Annotated in this window: 24 protein-coding genes; 1 reads left to right on the top strand and 23 read right to left on the bottom strand. The window is 38.2% G+C overall.

The window, feature by feature from the left end:
- Window positions 1–28: 28 nt before the first annotated feature.
- The 17 genes from ACZLO7_RS17525 to ACZLO7_RS17605 all read right to left on the bottom strand — a co-directional run bounded on the left by ACZLO7_RS17525 (window position 29) and on the right by ACZLO7_RS17605 (window position 17,786).
- Window positions 29–262 carry a KH domain-containing protein gene (locus tag ACZLO7_RS17525; RefSeq protein ID WP_464937351.1) on the bottom strand — a complete coding sequence of 78 codons (234 nt, stop codon included), beginning with the start codon at window positions 260–262 and terminating at the stop codon, window positions 29–31.
- A gap of 14 nt (window positions 263–276) precedes the next feature.
- On the bottom strand, window positions 277–549 hold the full coding sequence (rpsP, locus tag ACZLO7_RS17530; protein ID WP_427748989.1) for a 30S ribosomal protein S16: 273 nt from the start codon (window positions 547–549) through the stop codon (window positions 277–279).
- A gap of 104 nt (window positions 550–653) precedes the next feature.
- The gene (ffh, locus tag ACZLO7_RS17535; protein WP_464937350.1) at window positions 654–2,009 is read right to left on the bottom strand and encodes a signal recognition particle protein; all 1,356 of its coding nucleotides are present in this window, start codon (window positions 2,007–2,009) and stop codon (window positions 654–656) included.
- A gap of 12 nt (window positions 2,010–2,021) precedes the next feature.
- Complete coding sequence (locus ACZLO7_RS17540; RefSeq protein ID WP_427748993.1) at window positions 2,022–2,357, bottom strand: putative DNA-binding protein; 336 nt, start codon at window positions 2,355–2,357, stop codon at window positions 2,022–2,024.
- A 167-nt stretch (window positions 2,358–2,524) separates the two neighbouring features.
- The gene (ftsY, locus tag ACZLO7_RS17545; protein ID WP_464937349.1) at window positions 2,525–3,802 is read right to left on the bottom strand and encodes a signal recognition particle-docking protein FtsY; all 1,278 of its coding nucleotides are present in this window, start codon (window positions 3,800–3,802) and stop codon (window positions 2,525–2,527) included.
- 14 nt (window positions 3,803–3,816) lie between these two features.
- Window positions 3,817–7,383 carry a chromosome segregation protein SMC gene (smc, locus tag ACZLO7_RS17550; protein WP_464937348.1) on the bottom strand — a complete coding sequence of 1,189 codons (3,567 nt, stop codon included), beginning with the start codon at window positions 7,381–7,383 and terminating at the stop codon, window positions 3,817–3,819.
- A gap of 2 nt (window positions 7,384–7,385) precedes the next feature.
- Entirely contained in the window at window positions 7,386–8,147 is a 762-nt protein-coding gene (rnc, locus tag ACZLO7_RS17555; protein WP_464937516.1) for a ribonuclease III, read from the bottom strand.
- Window positions 8,148–8,277: 130 nt separating this feature from the next.
- Complete coding sequence (locus tag ACZLO7_RS17560) at window positions 8,278–8,514, bottom strand: acyl carrier protein (RefSeq protein ID WP_038183995.1); 237 nt, start codon at window positions 8,512–8,514, stop codon at window positions 8,278–8,280.
- 58 nt (window positions 8,515–8,572) lie between these two features.
- Window positions 8,573–9,319 (bottom strand): 3-oxoacyl-[acyl-carrier-protein] reductase, encoded by a 747-nt coding sequence (gene fabG / locus ACZLO7_RS17565; protein ID WP_464937347.1) that lies wholly within the window; start codon window positions 9,317–9,319, stop codon window positions 8,573–8,575.
- A complete protein-coding gene (gene fabD, locus ACZLO7_RS17570; RefSeq protein ID WP_464937346.1) occupies window positions 9,300–10,262 on the bottom strand; it encodes an ACP S-malonyltransferase in 963 nt (320 codons plus the stop codon). Before fabD ends, fabG begins: the two co-directional genes overlap by 20 nt.
- A 2-nt stretch (window positions 10,263–10,264) precedes the next feature.
- Entirely contained in the window at window positions 10,265–11,251 is a 987-nt protein-coding gene (gene plsX, locus ACZLO7_RS17575) for a phosphate acyltransferase PlsX (protein ID WP_464937345.1), read from the bottom strand.
- The gene (gene fapR, locus ACZLO7_RS17580; RefSeq protein ID WP_464937344.1) at window positions 11,252–11,827 is read right to left on the bottom strand and encodes a transcription factor FapR; all 576 of its coding nucleotides are present in this window, start codon (window positions 11,825–11,827) and stop codon (window positions 11,252–11,254) included.
- Between the two features lie 128 nt (window positions 11,828–11,955).
- Window positions 11,956–14,004 carry an ATP-dependent DNA helicase RecG gene (recG, locus tag ACZLO7_RS17585; protein ID WP_464937343.1) on the bottom strand — a complete coding sequence of 683 codons (2,049 nt, stop codon included), beginning with the start codon at window positions 14,002–14,004 and terminating at the stop codon, window positions 11,956–11,958.
- Window positions 13,997–14,893: an L-serine ammonia-lyase, iron-sulfur-dependent, subunit alpha gene (gene sdaAA, locus ACZLO7_RS17590; RefSeq protein ID WP_053417496.1), complete on the bottom strand. Its 897-nt coding sequence runs from the start codon at window positions 14,891–14,893 to the stop codon at window positions 13,997–13,999. Before sdaAA ends, recG begins: the two co-directional genes overlap by 8 nt.
- Before the next feature lie 11 nt (window positions 14,894–14,904).
- A complete protein-coding gene (sdaAB, locus tag ACZLO7_RS17595; protein ID WP_464937342.1) occupies window positions 14,905–15,567 on the bottom strand; it encodes an L-serine ammonia-lyase, iron-sulfur-dependent subunit beta in 663 nt (220 codons plus the stop codon).
- Window positions 15,568–15,743: 176 nt separating this feature from the next.
- Window positions 15,744–17,405 carry a fatty acid kinase ATP-binding subunit FakA gene (fakA, locus tag ACZLO7_RS17600; protein WP_464937341.1) on the bottom strand — a complete coding sequence of 554 codons (1,662 nt, stop codon included), beginning with the start codon at window positions 17,403–17,405 and terminating at the stop codon, window positions 15,744–15,746.
- 18 nt (window positions 17,406–17,423) lie between these two features.
- Window positions 17,424–17,786 (bottom strand): Asp23/Gls24 family envelope stress response protein, encoded by a 363-nt coding sequence (locus ACZLO7_RS17605; RefSeq protein ID WP_464937340.1) that lies wholly within the window; start codon window positions 17,784–17,786, stop codon window positions 17,424–17,426.
- A gap of 230 nt (window positions 17,787–18,016) precedes the next feature.
- On the opposite strand from ACZLO7_RS17605, the gene rpmB reads away from it, so the two are divergent.
- Complete coding sequence (gene rpmB / locus ACZLO7_RS17610; protein ID WP_038183978.1) at window positions 18,017–18,205, top strand: 50S ribosomal protein L28; 189 nt, start codon at window positions 18,017–18,019, stop codon at window positions 18,203–18,205.
- Between the two features lie 33 nt (window positions 18,206–18,238).
- On the opposite strand, the gene spoVM is transcribed toward rpmB, so the two are convergent.
- Genes spoVM through ACZLO7_RS17640 form a run of 6 tightly spaced genes read right to left on the bottom strand, consistent with a single transcriptional unit; the run spans window position 18,239 to window position 23,354 of the window.
- Window positions 18,239–18,385, bottom strand: a complete 147-nt coding sequence (spoVM, locus tag ACZLO7_RS17615; RefSeq protein ID WP_464937339.1) for a stage V sporulation protein SpoVM — start codon at window positions 18,383–18,385, stop codon at window positions 18,239–18,241.
- A gap of 15 nt (window positions 18,386–18,400) precedes the next feature.
- Complete coding sequence (locus ACZLO7_RS17620) at window positions 18,401–19,057, bottom strand: thiamine diphosphokinase (RefSeq protein WP_464937338.1); 657 nt, start codon at window positions 19,055–19,057, stop codon at window positions 18,401–18,403.
- Window positions 19,054–19,719, bottom strand: a complete 666-nt coding sequence (gene rpe, locus ACZLO7_RS17625) for a ribulose-phosphate 3-epimerase (RefSeq protein ID WP_464937515.1) — start codon at window positions 19,717–19,719, stop codon at window positions 19,054–19,056. The genes ACZLO7_RS17620 and rpe overlap by 4 nt, the downstream gene beginning before the upstream one ends.
- Before the next feature lie 2 nt (window positions 19,720–19,721).
- The gene (gene rsgA / locus ACZLO7_RS17630; RefSeq protein ID WP_464937337.1) at window positions 19,722–20,603 is read right to left on the bottom strand and encodes a ribosome small subunit-dependent GTPase A; all 882 of its coding nucleotides are present in this window, start codon (window positions 20,601–20,603) and stop codon (window positions 19,722–19,724) included.
- A gap of 19 nt (window positions 20,604–20,622) precedes the next feature.
- Window positions 20,623–22,602 carry a Stk1 family PASTA domain-containing Ser/Thr kinase gene (pknB, locus tag ACZLO7_RS17635; RefSeq protein WP_464937336.1) on the bottom strand — a complete coding sequence of 660 codons (1,980 nt, stop codon included), beginning with the start codon at window positions 22,600–22,602 and terminating at the stop codon, window positions 20,623–20,625.
- A gap of 2 nt (window positions 22,603–22,604) precedes the next feature.
- Window positions 22,605–23,354, bottom strand: a complete 750-nt coding sequence (locus ACZLO7_RS17640) for a Stp1/IreP family PP2C-type Ser/Thr phosphatase (protein ID WP_464937335.1) — start codon at window positions 23,352–23,354, stop codon at window positions 22,605–22,607.
- Between the last annotated feature and the right edge of the window lie 7 nt (window positions 23,355–23,361).

Raw genomic sequence — 23,361 nt, forward strand, 5'->3', positions numbered from 1 at the left:
GAAGGAACAAAAGCTCCCTCCTTTTTGACTAATCTAGAATATCGACATATGTCTTCTTCTTATGATGACTGCCCGCTGCTGAATAAACAATTGTACGCATTGCTTTTGCAACACGGCCCTGTTTACCAATTACTTTTCCCATATCGCTAGGGTGAACAGAAAGTTTATATACAATTCGATTCGTACTCTCGTCGGTTGTAATATGAACCTCTTCTGGATAATCGACTAAAGGTTTAACGATTGTTTCAATCAGCTGCTTCATGCTGTCACCTCCGATTATTTACTCATTTTTGAGTTATGGAATTTTTCCATAATGCCTTGTGATGAGAACAAGTTGCGTACTGTATCAGATGGTTTTGCACCATTTGCTAACCATGCTAATGCTTTTTCTTCATCAATCTTAACTTCTTCTGGAGTAGTTAAAGGATTGAATGTACCAATTGTTTCAATTGAGCGGCCGTCGCGTGGTGCGCGAGCGTCTGCTACTACAATACGATAGAAAGGAGCTTTTTTTGCCCCGATACGTTTTAAGCGAATTTTTACTGCCATTTTAATTGCACCTCCGAATAGTTTCACACAAGATAGTATAATAGCAAGCTTTGGATTGTTTGTAAAGTGTTTTTTCTTAACACACTAATTTTTAGTTTGAAAAATTATTTAAACAATGAATCTAAGCCAGGAAGTTTCATTTTTTTCTTCCCTTTTTGCGTCATACCCGTCATTTGTTTCATCATTTTCTTCATATCTTCAAATTGTTTTAAAAGTCGATTTATTTCTTGAACAGAGCAACCCGACCCTTTTGCAATTCGTTTTTTACGACTTGAGTTGATGATCTCAGGATTCGTTTTTTCAGCTGGAGTCATCGAGAGAATAATGGCCTCTATATGACCAATTTGTTTATCATCGATTTTCGCATTTTCTAAACCTTTAATTTTATTGGCACCTGGAAGCATTTTTAAAATTTCATCCAAAGGTCCCATTTTTTTCACTTGGCTCATTTGATCTAAGAAATCATCGAAAGTAAAGCTCTGCGTTCTAAACTTTTCTTCCATTTCTCTTGCTTTTTCTTCGTCGACGTTCGCTTGCGCTTTCTCTATTAAAGACATCATGTCTCCCATACCAAGAATACGAGAAGCCATACGTTCTGGATGGAATGGCTCTAAAGCATCCATTTTCTCACCCATACCGACAAATTTAATTGGTTTTTCTGTAACAGAGCGGATTGATAAAGCCGCACCACCACGTGTATCCCCATCTAACTTCGTTAGAACAACGCCTGTAATACCTACTGCTTCATTGAAGCTATTAGCTACGTTAACAGCATCTTGACCTGTCATTGAATCGACAACTAAGAAGACTTCATCTGGTTCTCTTAATCCGCGAATATCTTTCAATTCTTGCATTAAGTTTTCATCAATATGAAGACGACCTGCTGTATCAATTAATACGACATCATGATGCTCTTCTTTTGCGTGTTCTAGCGCTTGGCGGACAATATCCACTGGAGATACTTCCGTACCAAGAGCAAATACTGGCAAAGATAGCTGATCACCTAATGTTTGCAATTGCTTAATCGCTGCTGGACGATAGATATCCGCTGCTACAAGCAATGGTTTACGATTGTATTTTTTGCGTAACACATTAGCAAGTTTACCAGTAGTTGTTGTTTTACCGGCCCCTTGTAAACCTACCATTAAAATAACAGTTGGTGGTTTTTGAGAGAACTTAATAGGACTTTGTTCTCCACCCATTAATTCTGTCAGTTCATCTTTTACGATTTTAATAACTTGTTGACCGGGTGTTAGACTTTTCATGACGTCTTGACCGATTGCTCGTTCACTAACGCGCTTAATAAAAGATTTTACAACTTTTAAGTTAACGTCCGCTTCTATCAAGGCAAAACGGACTTCACGCATCATTTCTTTAACGTCTTGTTCCGTCACTTTCCCTTTGCCTTTAATCTTCGAAATCGTACCTTGGAGTCGCTCCGCTAATCCTTCAAATGCCATGCATGCCGCCTCCTAATCCCATTGCTTTAACTGTTCAATAAGTTCTAGCCACACAGTTTGCGGGGAACTATTATCAGTAATTTTTTTTGATAGCTCTGCAATTATTTGTTGTCTGTTTTGAAATTTCTCGAATAATCGAAGTTTGTCTTCATATTCTTCAAGCATCGCTTCTGTTCTACGAATATTATCGTAAACTGCTTGACGCGATACTTCATAAGCTTCAGCAATTTCACCAAGTGAATGGTCATCTAAATAATAAAGTTGCATATAGCTACGTTGTTTATCTGTCAACAATGCTTGATAAAAGTCGAAGAGAAAGTTCATGCGTGTCGTTTTTTCAAGTAGCATAAGAAATCTCTCCCCTGTTTTACACATTCTTTTAGTATCATAAGGAATAATCGGTTTTCTGTCAAGTAAAAATACTTGTCTAAATGCATTTAAACTCTCTTATATTACAAATATACATTGACGAAAAATGCATAGCCAAAATAGCTATGCATCCTTCATCTATCTATTTATTGCTCGCTTGATTCTTCTTCTTTTGCTAACTGTTGATCAAGTGCATCCGCAAATAAACCATATACATAGCGTTCTGTATCAAACGGTTGTAAATCATCCATCTTCTCACCCAAACCAACAAACTTTACAGGAATGTGCAATTTGTTACGAATAGCAAGTACTATACCGCCTTTTGCAGTACCGTCAAGTTTTGTTAATACAATTCCCGTCACATTTGTTGCTTCTTTAAATGTCTGTGCCTGCACGAGTGCATTTTGACCAGTAGTTGCATCTAGCGCTAATAAAACTTCATGCGGAGCATTCGGAATTTCCCGGGAAATTACACGATGTACCTTTTCTAATTCATTCATTAAATTAACTTTATTTTGCAGTCGTCCGGCTGTATCACAAATAAGGACATCCGCTCCTCGGTTTTTGGCTGCACGAATGGCATCATACATTACTGCAGCAGGATCAGATCCTTCTGCCTGCTTGATAACTTCCACACCGACGCGGTCTCCCCAAACTTGAAGTTGATCAATTGCACCAGCACGGAACGTATCACCCGCTGCAAGTATCACTGATTTCCCTTCTTGTTTTAGGCGATGAGCCAATTTCCCAATTGTCGTTGTTTTACCAACACCATTAACTCCAACAAAAAGAATAACTGTTAACTCGCCATCTTGTATATTTAGCTCTATTGATTCTTCATCGCTGGATTCATAAATTTCAACAAGCTTTTCTGAGATAACAGATTGGATACCAGCCGTATCTTTAATGTTTTGGCGCTGAACTTCAAAGCGTAATTTATCCATTAGCTCCATCACAGTTTCAAAACCAACGTCCGCTTGCAGTAATAAGTCTTCCAACTCTTCAAAAAAATCTTCGTCAACAGTGCGGTAACGCGCTACTAAATCATTAACTTTTGAGGTGAATGAATCACGTGTTTTTTCTAAGCCCGCTTTAAATTTTTCTGTAATTGAAAGTGCTGAGAATCCCCATTTTGTCTTTTTCTCTTCTTGAGGTTCTTCGACTTCTACAACTTCAGTAGTAGTTGTTTCTTCAACCGCTGTCAGTTCTCTAGGTTGTAATTTTTCTTCCTGAAGAGATTGTTCAGATACTACAGGCTCTTCCACAATTTCAGGAGAATCTACAGATGGAACAGTCGATTCTTGCTCTATAGTCTCGACTACATCACCAATCTGATTCCCAACTTTTGTCTCTGTCTGTTGCACTTCAATTTCTTCAGGCTTAGTACCCATTAGTTTTTCTTTCATACGCTTTAAAAAGCTCATAGTTATTCGCTCCTTTATCCTACTAGAACAGGTTCTTCTTGTTCTAATTTTACAGATACTAGTTTCGATACACCCGATTCTTGCATCGTAATACCATACAATACATCCGCACCTTCCATCGTACCTTTGCGATGCGTAATTACGATGAATTGTGTTTCTTGGCTAAACTTTTTCAAATACTGACTATAGCGAGTAACATTCGATTCATCAAGAGCGGCTTCTACTTCATCTAGTATACAGAATGGTACAGGACGCGTTTTTAGAATAGAAAAGAGTAGCGCAATTGCAGTTAAAGCACGTTCTCCACCTGACAGTAAACTCAGGCTTTGCAACTTCTTACCAGGTGGCTGTGCAACAATTTCAATTCCTGTTTCAAGCAAGTCGCCAGGCTCAACTAGTTGCAAATCTGCATGCCCACCTCCGAATAATTCTCGGAAAACAATTTGGAAATGTTCACGGATTTTCAAGAATGTCTCACTAAAGCGCGCTGACATTTCTTCATCCATTTCACGAATCGCTTCATGCAACGTTTCCTTCGCTTCCATAAGATCCGTTCTTTGGTCTGTTAAAAAAGTATGTCGTTCTGAAACGGTCTCGAATTCTTCTATAGCATTTAAGTTAACGGGACCAAGTTCTATAATAGATTGCTTTAATAATTTTACTTTTCTTCTGGATATCTCAACATCTATTTCATCATTTACTTCCCGTATAGCTTCGTCTAAAGAAAGCTCATAGTCTTCAGCTAGCTGATTTAATAAAGCTTGCTTCGAAAACTCAAGCTGAGAAAGTTTTACATCATAATTGCGTAAGCCATCTAATAAGCCTTTATGCACTCGTTGCAATTCCTTTAGTTCCGCTTCACAGCTATCCAAAGTAACTTGTTGCTGAGTTCTTTCTTCCTTACTTGCAGCAATGGTTGTAATTAGGTCAGTCTTTTTCAGCTGCCAAGTAGTTATACTTGTTGTTATTTCTTCATCAGATGGCCCATTTTGACTTTCGTCATTCGTCAGCCATTTGATTTCTTGACTAATATTATTGACTTCCAGTTTCGCCTTGTCATATTGTACTGTTACTTCCTCGGAAGCTTGTTTTAATTGCGATACTTGTTCTTGAATTACGGCAAGCTCTGAACGCTTCTCTGCATATTGTTCTTTCAAAGCATCTTGAGCTGTTTCACTTTGTAATTTAAGTATGTTTAATTGTTCAATTGTAGTATTAATCTCAGCTAGTTCTTCTGTTAATTCTTGCAAACGCTTCTTAGCAGAAATTTGACTTTCTTGTAAATTTGAAGAACGGTCAGTAGCATCTTCTTGCTCAGTAGCCACTAAAGTAACACGTAAAGCAAGTCGTTTTGTCGTTGCTTCTAATTCACGGAAATGCCCGCTAAGTTCAAACTCTTCATCACGTAATACTTCACCTTGCTTACGTAAGTCTTCAAGCATTACCGTTTTAGCAGAAACAAAGTTTTTTTGATCAGCAACAACTCTTTCAGCTTGTTCGATTGTAGTTTGCATTTGCCCAAGTTGACTAGTTAGATCTTCAAGTTCTGCTTTACGACTAAATAACGATGTTTGTTGTTTAGTAGAGCCACCTGTAAGTGAACCGCCGGCATTTACAATATCACCATCTAAAGTTACAACGCGATATCGATAATTGCATGATTTGGCGATTTGTGTTGCACTTTGTAAATCCTTTGCAACTAATACATTACCTAATAAGTTTTCCGCAATTGTTTTGAATGCCGGGTCAAATGCCGCTAATTCATCTGCTGTATTAATAAACGACGGATGTGTTGCAGCGGCTCCAAGCGCATCGCGAGATATTTTACGGGACTTCATAACGTTTTTCGGTAAAAACGTTGCGCGGCCAGCTCGTTTTTCTTTTAGCCAAGCAATTGCTTTTTGAGCATCCTGTTGTGTCTCGGTTACAATATGTTGCGAAGTTGCACCTAATGCTGTTTCAAGTGCTTTTGTATATTCACCACTTACTTGAATAAGCTCGGCAACCGCTCCGTGAATTCCAGATAGCTTTTTGTTTTCTCTGGCAATTAAAATTTCTTTTACACCTTGGAAAAACCCTGAGAAGTCTGCCTCAAGTTCTGCTAACGTTTCTTTACGTGACTTTAATTGCTGTAAATGTTGATAACCTTTAAAAAGCATATCTTGTTTACTTTCAAATTGTTTCGTCGCACTCGCTAGTTCCAATTGACAAGCTGAATAAGCAGCAAGTTTTTCTTCTAGCTGTTTCTTCACATCGTTTAATTTACTTTCAACAACCTGCTGTTCTTTCGTTAACTGAGCTAATTCTTCAGCCATTTCTGAAGATTGGTTAGTAATTTTGAACGAAGCTTGTTCTTGTTGCTCAAGCTGTTGTGTAATATTTTTATATTCATTTTTAACCGTCGCTTCCTCATTGAGGCGATCAATATATGTGTTCTTCCAATTTTCGATATCTTTTTCAATGTCCGTTGATGAACGATTTAAGTTATCTTCAAGCTGTTTTACACTTTTTTTTAATAATTGGAATGTGCTTTGTCTTAATTTTAATTGTTCTTGTTTATCTACTTGTTGTACACGCCACTCTCGCTCCTCGATTTGAGCTTTTTCAAGTGATTGCTGTAATTTCTCTAATTGAGCACTAGCATTATGGCGTTTTTCAGCCATTAATACTTTACGGCCTTCCCATCGCTCTACTTCAGAACTTGCTTCAACAAGTTGGTGTTGCGCTTGGTCTAACAAATTATCTAGCTTAGTAATTTGTTTTCGAATAGAAGCTACTTGCGCCTCTTTACTCTCCATATTGTGTATATGCTCTTGCTCGGTCACCGTAAATTGCTTTTTATCATCTATGATTGTTTCAAGTGCTTGTTGCAACACACGTAAATCATGGACGATTACCGCTATGTCAATGTCTTTTAATTCTTTGGACATCTTTAAATAATCCGTAGCAGCAGACGCTTGTATTTTTAAAGGTTCAATACGATTGTCTAACTCATGCAATATATCATGCACCCGATGCAAGTTATCCTCTGTTTCGAATAATTTATGCTCAGCTTTTTTCTTACGTTGCTTATATTTTAATACACCAGCAGCTTCTTCGAAAATAGAGCGTCTATCATCCGGACGACTGTTTAAAATTTCATCTACTCGACCTTGTGAAATAATCGAGAAAGCTTCTTTTCCTAAACCTGAGTCTAAGAACAGATCCGTTATATCTTTTAATCTACATTGTTGTTTGTTTAATAGATATTCGCTATCGCCCGATCGGTATACTCGACGAGTGACACTTACTTCGTTATACGGGATTGGTAATCGTTCATCCTCGTTGTCTAATACCAATGATACTTCTGCAAAGTTAAGCGGTTTGCGCGAGTCACTTCCAGCAAAAATGACATCTTCCATTTTTGCACCACGAAGAGATTTTGCGGATTGTTCCCCGAGTACCCATCGAATTGCATCCGTTACGTTACTTTTCCCACTGCCATTTGGACCAACGACAGCTGTAACTCCAGGCACAAAATCAATACCAATACGATCGGCGAAAGATTTAAAACCAATCACTTCAAGCCGTTTAAGAAACAAAATTATACCTCCTGATTGTCAGCTGACTGTTTTTGCAATTCAATCATTGCGCTTTGAGCAGCTCTTTGTTCTGCTTCTTTCTTCGATTTTCCGTGACCAACACCTAATTCGCGTTCATTCAATAAAACATGTGATACGAATGTGCGGTTATGTGCTGGTCCGTTTTCATTAATAATCTCATATTGAAGCGCACCTGAGTTGGCTTGTTGCACCATTTCTTGTAGCTGACTTTTGAAATCCATCACATGCGAAAAAGCACCGATTTCTACTTTTGGATAAACGACACGTTCTAAAAATCCAACGACTGTTTCTAATCCTTGGTCTAAATATAGTGCACCAACAAATGCTTCAAAACAGTCTGCAAGAAGAGCAGGTCGTTCTCGGCCACCTGTTAATTCTTCACCTTTCCCTAGTAAAACGTATTTCCCGAAATTTAATTCATTTGCAAAAATAACTAGTGATGGTTCACAAACGATTGCTGCACGCAATTTTGTCAGTTCACCTTCGCTCATTTTCGGGAATTTAAGGAAAAGAAATTTAGAGACAGATAGTTCTAACACTGCATCTCCTAAAAACTCTAGTCGTTCGTTATCTTCAAATAGTTTACGACGATGCTCATTCACATATGATGAATGCGTAAATGCATTGTAAAGTAAACTTGCATTTTCAAAATGCAATCCTAAATTATTTAATAACTCCTCAAATTGGAGGCGTGCTTTCTCTGAAATTGCACCATTTTTGTGTGAGAGTCCCTTTTTTTTCATCATCGTCATCAACCTTCTTATTTTCCTTTTGATACTCCTGTTTAGTTTACCTTTTTCTACTACAATGTGCAAAAGCAAAAAGAGACACTTCCTTCAAAAATATGAAAGAAGTGCCCCTAGCAATGTATAATTAGCCAATTTTGCTTTCGATGAATGATACCGCGTTTCCAACAGTTGCAATTTTCTCTGCATCCTCGTCGTCAATTTGCATATCAAATTCTTCTTCAAGTTCCATAACTAGTTCTACTACATCTAGTGAATCCGCACCTAAATCATCACGGAAAGAAGCTTCTAATTTCACTTCGCTCTCGTCGACACCTAAACGGTCAACAACAACTTTAGTTACACGTTCTATAACAGTTGCCAAATCTGTCACCTCCCCTCAATGATTATACATAAAAAGCCCGTTCGTTCATAGACATAAATTACATGACCATTCCACCATCTACATGGATTGTTTGTCCTGTAATATAACTTGCATCATCCGACGCTAAAAAGAGTACAACTTTTGCAACGTCTTTTGGATCTCCTAGTTTAGCTAATGGAATTTGTCCAAGCATTTGATCTTTTACTTCAGTTGGCAGTTCATCTGTCATTTCTGTCGCAATAAAACCAGGTGCTACAGCATTAACATAAATATTACGTGATGCTAATTCTTTTGCAGATGTTTTTGTTAAACCAATGACACCTGCTTTTGCTGCAACATAGTTCGCTTGACCAGCATTACCAGAAACACCAACAATTGATGCAACATTAATAATGCGACCTGCACGTTGCTTCATCATTTGACGTGAGACAGCCTTTGTACATAAGAATACACCTTTTAAGTTAGTATTCATCACGTCATCCCAGTCCTGTTCTTTCATACGCATTAATAAATTATCGCGTGTTATCCCAGCATTATTTACGAGAATATCTAATGAACCAAATGTCTCTGTTGTAGCTTTCATTAAAGCTGTTACTTCGTCAGCATCAGCCACATTTGCCTGTACAGCAATTGCTTCGCCACCATTTTCAGTAATTTCTGCTACTACTTCTTCAGCTTTTGATTGGCTTCCGCTATAGTTGACAACAACGCGCGCACCTTGTTCTGCTAATGTTAATGCAATAGCACGACCTATTCCTCTTGAAGCACCTGTTACAACAGCTGTTTTACCCTCTAGCTTCTTCATGAGCCCACCCCTTCGACGCTTCTACAACCTGTTCAAACGTTACTTCATCATATACACAATACGTTTTCACTTGACGGTCTACTTTTTTAATAAGTCCGCTTAATACTTTTCCAGGACCACATTCGATAAATACGTCCACACCTAAGTCAATCATTTTTCGAACAGAATCTTCCCACAATACAGGTGAGTACAATTGTTCAACTAATAGTTGTTGAATTTCAGTTTGTTTTGTCACAGGTTTAGCCGTAACATTTGAGATTACTGGTATTTCAGCATCTTTCATTTCTTTTAGTTGTAAATTCTCCTGCAACTTACTAGCCGCTGGACGCATTAATTCCGAATGGAAAGGTCCGCTTACAACTAAAGGAAGAGCACGTTTTGCACCTGCTTCCTTCGCCTTAACACTTGCCTCATCTACCCCAGCCTTTGTACCAGAAATAACAATTTGCCCTGGGCAATTTAAGTTAGCAAGCTGTACAGCTTCTCCTGATGCCGTAACTTCATCCGTCACAGCCTTCAGCGCATCGCGATCTAGACCTAAAATAGCAGCCATAGCACCTTTACCTGCTGGTACCGCTTCGTTCATGAACATTCCTCGACTATGTACGGCTTGTACGCCATCCTCGAATGACATTACACCAGATGCCACTAGTGCAGTATATTCACCTAAGCTATGTCCTGCTGTGTAATTTGGTGTAATCCCTGCTTTTGTTAGTTTATCTGCTATCATAGCACTCGTTGTTAACAATGCAGGCTGCGCGTTATATGTCAATGTCAAATCTTCGGCCGGTCCTTCGAGCATTAACTTTGATAATGAATAACCTAATAATTCATCTGCCTTGTTATAGTAGGCCTTGCATGCTGGTTGCTCAGCTACAAATTCGGCCCCCATACCAACTGATTGTGAACCTTGTCCTGGAAAGATAAAAGCAATTTTCGTCATGATTAGTTCTCCTTTGAAATTGTAGAATCAATCGTTGCACATACGTTGTGTTTAACCATAATATTTGCTTGGCGAATAGCACTTGCAAAAGCATTGGCATTTGAAGAACCGTGCGCTTTTACTACTGGTGCTTTCAAACCGAATAACGCGGCTCCACCATACTCTGTATAGTCCATTTTTGTTTTAATTTCTTTTAAATTACTTTTCATCATTAACGCAGCAACTTTAGTTTTACCAGAAGCCATAAATGCTTCTTTTAGCATAGAGAAGATGCTACCAGCTGTACCTTCGATTGTCTTTAACACCATGTTACCCGTAAATCCGTCAGTGACGACAACGTCTGCGGCACTATTTAATAATTCACGAGCTTCTACATTACCGATAAAGTTAATTGGTGCTTCTTGTAATAAACCAAAAGCCGCTTTCGTAAGCTCGTTCCCTTTTTTATCTTCAGTACCAATATTCAATAATCCGACAGTTGGATTTGGAATATCACGTACTTGTTGTGCATAAATACTAGCCATAATTGCAAATTGAGCTAAGTTTTCAGGTTTTGCATCGGCATTCGAGCCAAGATCTAGCATATCAAACCCTTTACCATCTAAAGTTGGCAAAGTTGTTGATAATGCAGGTCTATCAATACCTTTAATACGACCAACTACAAATAATCCAGCAGCCATTAAAGCACCTGTATTCCCTGCTGATACGCAAGCATCTGCTTCACCATTTTTTACTGCCTCCGCCATCTTAACCATTGAAGCATCTTTTTTACGGCGTACTGCACGAACTGGTTCGTCGTCACCTTCAATTACTTCTTCACAGTTAACTACAGTTAAGCGTGCATGATCTTTTAAGAAAGGTTGCATCGCCTGTTGTTGACCATACAATTGGATTTCGATATCTGCAGAAGCTTCTAACGCTTTATATACGCCTTCGATAATGGCTTGTGGTGCATTGTCTCCACCCATGCCGTCTATTGCGATTCTCATTTATTTTCCACCTTTTCCTTTCGTACGGTACATTTCGAACTTCCCTGCGAAAACAACTTCGTTTTCAACAGTAGAGGTTAATTCGATAAATGTTCGACTTTTGCTGTCATCCTTGCCTGTGACAAGTGCTTTTGAAATTACTCTGTCACCTGCTCGTACTGGTTTTACAAAGTGGATTTCTGAATGCACAGTAAGGGCTAAATCATCATCAATCACTGCTACTGCAAGTGAGTTTGCTTGGGCAAACAGATGATGCCCCCTTGCAATGCCATTACGCTGGAAGACATGCTCTTCTCTTACGTCAAAAATGGAAAGGGCTCTTTCATCTAATTCGATATCTATTATGTCACCAATCACTTCATCGATTGGTAGAGATTTTACATCATTTTCAAAATTATGAGCAGCTACGCCTTTAATTCGTTCCCGTAATTCCGGTATCGATAATTCCATTCGATCTAACCGAATCGTTTGTACGCTCACATTAAATTGACTAGCTAGCTGTTCATCGGTGACGAATGGATTATCGATTATTGTTTGCTGCAATAATTTTTGTCGCTCTTTTTTAGAGTACTTCATTTTTTTCGCCACCTTTCAAAAATTAGCACTTGGTACTAACATCAGTATATAAATTAAAAAAAGAGAATGCAAGAGTTGTTTTTAACTCTTTTTAGCATTCTCTCCCTTTTCAACATGAAAAATTCATATCAATCGATACGATCGCCATTTAATACACCAGATTCTGCTAACATATTACGTAGCTGTTCACAGTCATCTGCTTGCCAAAATTCTTCAGTTGATAGGAGCTTCTCTGCGTCTTGTCTCGCTACTTCTAACGCTCGGTAATCATGTACGAGATCGGCCATTTTAAATTCAGGCAGACCACTTTGTTTTTTCCCAAAGAAATCACCTGGGCCACGTAATTCTAAATCTTTTTCCGCCAAACGGAAACCGTCATTTGTTTCCGTCATTGAAATCATTCGCTCTTTGCCATCTTCTGATTTCGGATCTGCTAATAACACGCAATAGGATTGATGTTCTCCTCGACCAACACGACCTCGAAGTTGATGAAGCTGAGCTAAACCAAAACGTTCTGCATCATAGACTATCATGAATGTTGCATTCGGTACGTTCACACCAACTTCAACAACTGTTGTTGACACTAGAACATGCAACTTCCCTTCACTAAATTCTCGCATTACCGCATCTTTTTCTTCTGCCGGTAAACGTCCATGCATAAGTCCGACTTTATATTTCTCGCGGAATAATGTTGTCAGTTGAGTGTAAACATCAACTGCATTTTGCACATCTAGCTTATCTGACTCTTCAATTAAGGGGCAAATAACATATGCTTGGCGCCCCATAGCTAGTTCTTTAGTCATTTGGGACAACACTTGATTAAATTGTTCCTTTTTAGCCCAATTTGTCTGAATTTCTTTTCGCCCTGCAGGTAATTCGTCAATTATCGATACATCCATTTCACCGAACGCAGTAATCGACAAAGTTCGAGGAATCGGTGTTGCTGTCATAAAGAGTACATCCGGACTTTCTCCTTTATCACGTAAAATACGACGTTGTTCTACACCGAATCGATGTTGTTCATCGGTAATTACTAGGCCAAGCTTATGAAATTCTACATCAGGCTGAATTAAGGCGTGTGTTCCAATTAAAATATCAATATCACCATTTTTTAATTGTTCCAAAAGTATTCGACGAGCCTTTGTTTTCGTTGAGCCAGATAGAAGCGCCACTTCCACTCCAAATGGTCTCAGCCATGCATCGAGTGACTCTCCGTGTTGCTCCGCTAAAATTTCTGTTGGAGCCATTAAAGCACCTTGGAAACCCGCTGTCACAGCAGCGTATAATGCAATGGCCGCTACAACTGTTTTTCCAGACCCAACATCCCCTTGTAACAGGCGATTCATGCGATGAGGCTCTAATAAATCTCGGCATATCTCGTTGACAACGCGTTTTTGCGCATTCGTTAATTCATATGATAAAGTTTGAAAGAATTCTTTTAGTTTCTCTAAATCATAGTGAATCGATAAACCGTGCTCTTGTTCTTTACGAATTTTACGTAGTGCTTGTATTCGTAATTGAAACTGCAACAGCTCCTCATAAACAAATCGCCTTCTCGCTTGCTTAGAATGGTTTGCATCTACAGGAAAATGTACTCCTTCCAATGCTTCTGCAATAGGTAATAATTTATAGGCTGCACGTAAATGATTTGGCAAAGTTTCTTCAATTTCTAACATCGCTTCATCTAGTACTTGACGCATATAATTACGGAATTTTTTTTGATGCATACCGCTCTTCAAACTATAAACTGGCTCAAAGTCAGTATGATCTACTTTCGGACCAAATGTAATTTGGGTACCATTAATGACCTGGCGACCCCGATCCCATTTCCCTGTTACTGTTGCAATAGAACCAGGTATCATTTTATTCTTTAAGTATAATTGGTTGAAGAAAACGACCTTTATTAAATGACGCCCTACAAGCATTTGCACTTGTAGACGCGATTTGTTTTTGCCTAAAAAAAGGGCAGCTGGTTCACTTTCAATACGCCCTTCAACCGTAACACGTTCATTATGTGGTGTTTCTGCTAAATCCTTTAATCGAAAATCTTCATGTCGATAAGGAAAGGTCCATAGCAAGTCATTGAAAGTCTCAATACCCATACTATGAAGCGCTTCTCCCATTCCTTTTCCGACACCTTTTAAATTCGTGACAGGTTGGAGCAAAAGATCATTCACTTTGCAGCACTGCCCCTCCGAAGATTTTAGCCTCCAATGCTCTTCCTGTTGGAGTAGCTGCTAGGCCACCTTGTCCAGTTTCTCTTAGTGCAGAAGGCATAGTACGACCAATACGGTACATAGCATCAATGACTTCATCCGTTGGAATTCGACTTGTTACACCAGCTAATGCCATATCAGCAGCAACAATTGCATTAGCTGCCCCCATAGCATTACGTTTAACGCAAGGTACTTCTACTAATCCTGCTACAGGATCACAAACAAGTCCAAGCATATTTTTTAATGAAATTGAAAAAGCATGTGCACTTTGTTGAGGAGTTCCTCCTGCCATCTCAACGATTGCAGCTGCAGCCATTGCGGCAGCAGAACCAACTTCTGCCTGGCATCCACCTGCTGCACCTGAGATGGATGCATTATTTGCTACGACAAAACCGAATGCCCCTGAAGTAAATAAATAACGAATCATTTGTTCCTTCGTAGGATTCAATTTATTTTTTACAGCAAAAAGTGTTCCTGGCACAACTCCTGCAGAACCTGCTGTAGGTGTTGCACAAATAGTACCCATCGCTGCATTCACTTCGTTCGTTGCAACTGCTTTACTAACAGCATCTAATAAAAGATCCCCCGCTAAAGATTTTCCTGTTGCAATGTATTTCTGAAGTAAAACTGCATCTCCTCCGGTTAACCCCGTTACAGAATGCACACCTTTTAGACCGCGTTCAACGGCTTCTTCCATGACTGTTAAATTGCGTGTCATTTGAGTCATAATTTCTTCACGTGTACGTTCAGTTATTAACATCTCTTGCTCTATCATAATTTCTGAAATTTGCTTGTTTTCACTCTCAGCTAATGCTACTAATTCTCTAACATTATGAAATAATACTTCCATTTTTCTACCTCCTAGTTTTTAATGCGCGTTACTTTAGTAATATTCGGTAGAGTTGACATTTCATTTAAAATGGATTTGTCGATATTCTGGTCAACTTCAATAACCATTAATGCCATATTGCCACGTTCTTTTCGTGAAACTTCCATATGACCAATATTAATGTTATAACCTGCTAAACAGTTTGCAACTGCTGCTATACAACCCGCTCGGTCATCATGCACAACAAGAATCGCCGGCATCCCCCCAGATAATCGAAGCGGGAAGCCATTTAATTCTATAATTTCAATGCTTCCTCCACCAATTGAAATACCTACCATCGACATTTCTGTTTCGTCGTCTCCAATTACTAGACGAGCTGTATTTGGGTGTTCTGTATGCGCAGTTTCTGGAATAAACTCAAATGTTAAGTTAGCTTTTTCAGCATCTGCAAAAGCTGTTTTAATACGTTCATCAAACGTATCGTAGTCTAGTAGACCTCCGATAATCGCAACATCTGTCCCATGCCCTTTATAAGTCTCTGCAAAAGAGCCATATAGATGTATTTTCGCCCATTTTGGTTGGCGGCCAAACAAATCACGTGCCACGCGACCAATTCGTGCAGCACCGGCCGTATGTGACGAAGACGGCCCAATCATAACCGGGCCGATAATATCGAATACCGATGTATATTTCATAAAAATTTACCCCCTTGCATAGTCGTTGTTAATCGTATCACCATTCTACATGATAATTTAAGTCCGTACCAAGTATTTGATACAGCGCAAAAAAGTAGCACACTTTAATAGCGCGCTACTTTTGCATAATTCTTCAAATAAAACTCTAACATTTATAAGAAACTTCTCGAAATATATTATTCAACAGAAATAATAAATGGATATAATGGTTGTTTACCGTTATAAACTTCCACTTCTACATCTGGATAGTTTTCTTCGATAAAACTTGTAAATGTATCAACTGCTGCTTTATCAGCATCTTGTCCATAAAGAACTGTTACAATTTCCGAATCCTCATCAATCATTGATCGAATTAAAGTTTCCGAAGCTGATGCAAGTGAAGTTGTTGCTTCTACAATTTTACCTTCAGAAATAGCCATAAAGTCGTCTTTATGGATTTCAACACCATCAATTGAAGTATCACGCACGGCAAATGTTACTTGACCTGTTTTCACATGAGCAAATGCTGATGTCATATTCGATTTATTCTCTTCTACTGAAACATCAGGATTAAATGCAAGAACTGCTGCCATTCCTTGAGGAACTGATTTTGTAGGTACGACTGCAGCTTCAATATCTAATACTTCAGCTGCCTGTTCTGCTGCCATTACGATGTTTTTATTATTCGGTAAAATTAGTACGCGTTCTGCGCCTACTGCTTTTATGGCATTAACGATGTCTTCTGTTGAAGGATTCATTGTTTGTCCACCTTCGATAACATAAGAAGCGCCAACACTCTCTAGAAGCTCTGCTACACCAGAACCCATTGCTACTGTAATGATTGCATATGGATGTTTTTTCTGTACTTTTTTAGCCGTTTCATTAGTATGCCCTTCACCAACGATATCTGTATGTTGTTGACGCATATTGTCGACTTTCACTTTTATCAAGCTACCAAATTGATGTCCGTAAGCAATTACTTCACCTGGTTGTTCCGAGTGAATGTGAATTTTCACGACTTCATCATCTGAAATAACTAGCAAAGAATCTCCATAATGACTTAGATCTTCTCGGAATTTCGCTTCATCAAAAGGTTTACCACCTAATTTCTCGTCTTCGAAACGAACCATGAATTCAGTACAGTAACCGTACACAATTTCTGATGTATCCATAAAGTCTTGTACTTTATGATGTTCAGCATTTACTAAATCGTCCATTGAAGAAGCTACAGTTTTTTCTGGAAGCGCTTCACCTTTAAGTGATGCCACAAAGCCTTCATAAACATATACTAAGCCTTGACCACCACTATCTACTACTCCAACTTCCTTAAGTACAGGTAGTAATTCAGGTGTGTTAGCTAGTGATGCTTTTGCAGCTTTAACTAACTCGTCCATCAAAACGATAATATCTTGTTCTGTTTTGGCTACTTCCACTGCATGTGCTGCAGCTTCTCTTGCAACTGTTAAAATAGTACCTTCTACAGGTTTCATAACCGCTTTATATGCGGTATCAACGCCGTATTGGAATGCTTGCGCGAATTGGATTGCATCGACTGTAGCTTCTTTTTCGATTGCTTTACCAAAGCCACGGAATAATTGTGATAGGATAACACCTGAGTTACCACGTGCTCCCATTAATAATCCTTTTGATAAGGCTTGAGCTGTTTTGCCGATATGTTCAACAGCATTTGCTTCAGTTTCCTTTGCACCTGATGTCATCGATAAATTCATATTTGTACCTGTATCACCGTCTGGCACAGGGAATACGTTTAAAGAATCCACATAATCTGCATTTTGGAATAAGTGATGTGATCCCATTTGCACCATTTCGGCAAATTTAATCCCGTCTAATGACTTCATTTGAATGAGTTCCTCCTCTTACACGTTCGCTACGCGAACACCTTGCACATAGATATTGACTGATTTCACTGCCATTCCGAGTGTTTTATCTAGTGTATATTTTACTTTTGATTGGACTTGATATGCTACTTCTGAGATTTTAGTGCCGTAGCTAACGATAACATACATATCAATATGTAAATCTTCGCCCTGTTGGCGTACAAGAACACCTTTTGCAAAATTCTCTTTGCGTAAAATGTCTGTTAGTCCATCACGAATTTGGTGTTTACTTGCCATACCTACAATGCCGTAACATTCAATAGCGGCTCCACCAGCCATTTGTGCGACAACATCATTAGAAATATCAATGTTTCCGAATTCGTTTTTTAATTCAACTGACATAAAAATGCCTCCTGACTCCATTTTGACTAACTCTTATTGTACTATACAAAATTCGATTATAAAAGAAAACCTATATATTCGTCTAGTATAGACTGTAAAGGTTTTTTTCTTGAAAGTCTATCGAAATCAGTTGCAATGCATAAAAGTGTATGTTAAATTATTAAAGTATGTGAAATACCGAACTGAAATTATAATCTTTCAGCTTCTTTTTGTGAGGAGGGAATATAAAAATGCCAAAAAAATGCGTAATTACTGGACGTAGAACTCGTTCCGGCAACGCTCGTTCCCACGCAATGAACGCTAACAAGCGTACATGGGGTGCAAACCTACAAAAGGTCCGTATTCTAGTTGACGGTAAACCGAAACGTGTATGGGTTTCTGCACGAGCTTTGAAATCAGGAAAAGTTGAGCGCGTATAATGCACTCATAATAAATGCCAGGTTGACTTATCGTCACCCTGGCATTTTTTCTTTTTTCTTTCGCTGTTTAGCTGTTGCAGTTGATGATGTTGATGTTGATGAATCTTTTTGAAATGCTTGTAAACAAACCCTCGCAAACCCACTGACGAATTTAGGCAATTGGAACGTGTATACTTTCAACTCTCCACTCCTCGCTTAGTCATCTATACTTCTTATCATTAAGCATATGCCTGCTGTGAATGAAATAGACGCAATTCCGTCAGATATTTCATTACTTGTAAAACGAGAGGTTCCTACTTCAATTACTTCATTGGTGGTTTCATATAAAACACCGCGCAACGTCATATTCTCTACAGGGCCTTTAAAAGCAAAAAAGGACATATATTTATAATGATCATCCTGTACCATTGTATGTTCACCAGGGAGTAAAAATCGTAGTTCATTTGAACGATTTACTATTTTTATATGTAGTTGTGGATGTGCTAATTGTAATTGGTATACTGTGTGTAAATTTGCCTCGTAATGATCTAAACGACCACCCGTTACCCCAGTAATATACACTGTAGTCGGCTCTAATGATAGCGCTTTAATAATCGCGAGTTCAGTATCTGTCTCATTCTTTTCTGGTGGGTAACGTTCTATATAAGATACTCGCTCAGAAATTTCTTGCCACTCTTCTTTGGTTATCGAATCAAAATCACCAACAGCTATATCTGGAACAATTCCCCTATTCAATAAATATATCGTACCATGATCAGTACCAATAAAAATAGCATCAGAAAAAGAGTGCAAGAAATCGTTAGACACGATTTCTTGCTCAGGGCCTCCAGCGCAAATCACAACAGTTGTCATTGTATTGCTTGTTCTCCCGCTGATTGAATCTCTTGCAACGCTTTTGAACGGTCGTCTTTACCATAAATTGCTGAGCCAGCTACAAATATTGTTGCTCCGGCTTTTGCACAAGGAACGATTGTTTCTGCGTTAATACCACCATCGATTTCAATTTCAACATTCAAACCTTTTTCTTTAATAATTGTTGAAAGTTGTTCAATTTTAGGCACGACCGAATGGATGAATTTTTGCCCACCAAATCCTGGATTCACTGTCATGAATAGTACCATATCGATATCTTCTAAAACATGTTGAATTGTTTCGATAGGTGTATGAGGATTTAAGACAACACCTGGTTTCACCCCATATGAACGAATCAATTGAATAGTACGATGTAAATGACGACATGCTTCTACATGCACAGTAATATAGTCTGCACCGGCTTTTGCGAAGTCTTCAATATATTGGTCTGGATTTTCAATCATTAAATGTACATCAAGAGGTAGATCTGTAACCGGACGTAGCGCTTCCACTACAATCGGGCCCATTGTAATATTCGGTACGAAATGTCCGTCCATAACATCAATATGAATTAATTTAGCTCCCGCTGCTTCAACTTCTTTTACTTCATCAGCTAATTTTGAAAAGTTAGCGGCTAATATAGATGGTGCGATTTGAATCATCATTAGTACCTCGGCTTCCTATCAATTATTTCTTGCAAAAATTGCAAGTAATGGTCATAGCGATATTGCATAATTTCTTCATTTTCTACAGCAGCTTTCACAGCACATTTGGGTTCTTTTAAATGCAAGCAACCACGGAATTTACAATCTTCCGATATACGCTGTAATTCTGGGAAACAAGAAGTTAACTCTTCTTTTTCAAGTGTATCGAAATCAAAAGAGCTAAATCCTGGTGTGTCAGCGATTAAACCTCCAGCAAGAGGAATCAATTCAACATGTCTTGTCGTATGCTTTCCTCGTCCTAGTGCTTCTGATATAACCCCTGTTTTTAATTCTAATGATGGCATAATTGTGTTTAACAAAGTAGATTTCCCTACACCTGATTGCCCTGCTAATACAGTTGTTTTACTTTCCAGTACCTGTTGAATTTTAACCAGTATTTCCGGATCACTTTTAAAGGTCTGAATCACTTCATAACCTATTCCTTCATAATCTTTTATATACTGTTGAATTACATCATTTTCTTCTGAAGTTAATAAATCCGTTTTTGTTAAGCAAATAATCGGGTGGATATGGAAAGATTCTAAAGCCACTAAGAATTTATCTAACAAAATTGTATTAAAAGCTGGCTCCTTCGCTGAGAAGACAAGTATAGCTTGGTCAATATTGGCCACTGGTGGGCGGACAAGCTCGTTATGACGTTCATGAACGGCTGTAATTGTACCATCATTATCTCCTTCAACCACAAAGTCCACAAAGTCACCAACAAGTGGTGAAATACCTCTATTTCGGAATACACCACGACCGCGACATTGAATTTGTTCACCATCTGAGTGAACATAATAAAATCCGCTTAACGCTTTTCGGATCTGACCTTTCGCCATGCGATTCCTCCTTATCTTATTACGATTTCCCCATTTTTTGTAATTGTTCGTATGGTATAGTTTCATCTATAATTATTTTATCATCACGGACAACGCGATAAATTGCTTTTTGTCCTTCTTCAATTTCTAATTGAAGTCGCATTTTTTTTGATTCAGAAATTTTAAACTGATGTTTAACATCAGCAATTGAGTTCTTATGATCTTGAATGTAAATTTTTACTTCTTGCTCCTCGCCCTCTTCTTCAGGTTCGTATGGAATATCGATTGTAGGAATGTATACTTGAACATGTTTTTCACGAGGTCCTTTTGAAATAACTACATTAATTGTAGAGCCGATATTAGCCATATTACCTGCTTGAGGAGTTTGAGAGATAACTTGTCCTTTTGGAACAGTTCCTGAGTAATCCTCTTTTGCAATATGAACGTTAAAACCAGAGGATTTTGCATAATTATTTAAAGAAGCTTGATCATATCCTAGTAAATTTGAAACTTGCGACTGCTCTAGCCCCTCACTTACAGTAAAAACAATAACTGTGTCACCAGGTATAACAGAATCACCCGAATCAGGAGTCTGGTCTATAATAGTGCCAGGCGCTTGATCGGAGTGCTTTGTTTTTGTTTGGATGTCTTTAAATTTATACTTGGATAGTAACTTTTTTACTAGTTCTATGTCACGACCTTTATAATCGATCAATGTTATTTTTTTCTGTCCCGAACTTATCATGATATCAATTTCAGAACCTTTTTTTAGCTCTTTTCCAGCAGCAGGATTCGTTGAAATAACATGTCCTTCTTTAATATCATCAGAAGATTCTTCGGTTTGTTTTCCTACCTCAAAACCTTTTTCTTCAAGTAAATCAATAACTTTCGCTAACTCTTGTCCAGCAACATCCGGAACTTCTACTTTCTTTTCTTGGAATAAATTAGGGAATAAGAATAGAACTAATATAAACAATAAAAGGAAAGTAATTATACCGCTTACAAGTAGCAGTAATTTGTTTTTCTTCGATTTCTTTTTATTGCTCTTTTTTTCTTTCTTTTTATTATCTTTCGCCACTGGCATTGCCTTTGTTTTTTCTATGTCCACATTTTGAATCATTTGCGACTTCGTAATGGCTGGCATTGCTTTTGTCTCATCATGATCAACAGGAGGCATAAATTTAGATTCCTGACTTCGATTTTCTTCAAGAACTGTCGATAAATCTTCTTGAAGTTCTTCAACAGTAGAATAACGGTGAGTCGGGTCTTTTGCAGTTGCCTTAAATACGACATTTTCTAAGCTTTGCGGGATAGAGGGTACAATAGCTCTAACAGATGGCGTTTCAGATTGTAAATGCTTAAGTGCAATCGAAACGGCTGATTCACCCAAGAACGGTAATTTGCCTGTTAATAATTCATAAAGCACAATTCCTAAGGCATAAATATCCGATTTCTTTGTTGCTGTTCCTCCACGTGCTTGCTCAGGTGACAAATAGTGAACTGTGCCTAAAACCGAATTCGTCTGTGTAAAAGATGTGGCTGTTAACGCAATTGCAATACCAAAATCCGTGATTTTCACATTACCTTCTTGATCCATTAAAATATTTTGAGGCTTAATATCTCGATGAACAATTTGATTTTGGTGAGCATGTGCAATAGCTGAAGTTAATTGCTCCATTATCATGACACACTTCATTGGTGATAACGGTGCAAAGTCTTGTATGTATTGCTTTAAAGTTTTGCCTTCAACGTATTCCATTACTAAATAATGCATATCACCATCTTCACCAACATCATAAATACTCACAATATTAGGATGTGTAAGGCTTGTGGCAGATAGCGCTTCCCTTTGGAAACGTCGGTGAAGCTCTTCTTCATCAGAAAAGCTATATCGTAGCACTTTAATTGCTACATCTCTATCTAAAATCATATCATGTGCAAGATATACATTGGACATACCGCCGCCGCCAATCCATTCAAGAACTTTATAACGGCCACTTAATCTTTTTCCAACAAGCATTCTTACACCTCCTTAATATTATCTGCAAATAAAATAAGCGAGATATTATCTTCACCGCCATTTTCATTTGCCAGTTGTATCAGTTGTTCACCTTTTTCCTGAATAGGTAATGGCAGATGAATAATTGATTGCATTTCTTGTTTCGTTAATTTGTTACTTAGCCCATCCGAACAAACTAATAAATAGGAATCAGCAACGAATTGCACCATATAAAAATCTGGTGCAATTGTTGCTTCTGTTCCTAAAGATTTAATAATATAATTTTTCTTAGGATGACTTTCGGCTTCTTCTTCACTAATTTCCCCATTATCGACGAGTACATTCACATAAGAATGATCTCTTGTAATAAGTTGCAAATTAGTTTCCGTGCTAAAATACACACGACTATCTCCGACGTGGCAAATGATACATTCGTCAGCATCAATCAAAACGGCTATTAAAGTTGTTCCCATGCCGTGACAATTTTCGTGTGATAAAGAATATTGATAAATCGATGCATTGAGTTCTTGAACAGATGTTAACAACCATTCTTTTTTCAATTCAATTGATTGAAAGGATCCTACATCTGCTTGCAAAAATAACTGTTCAAATCCAGAAACCGCCATACCACTCGCTATATCTCCAGCATTATGTCCACCCATACCATCAGCGACAATGGCAAGTTTAAATGCATCTTCGCGTTCAATGAATATAGCTCGATCCTCATTTACAGTCCTTTTTCTTCCGATATCACTCGCTACTATATATTCCACAGCCAGT

This window comes from Viridibacillus sp. d25.2, assembly GCF_055456015.2.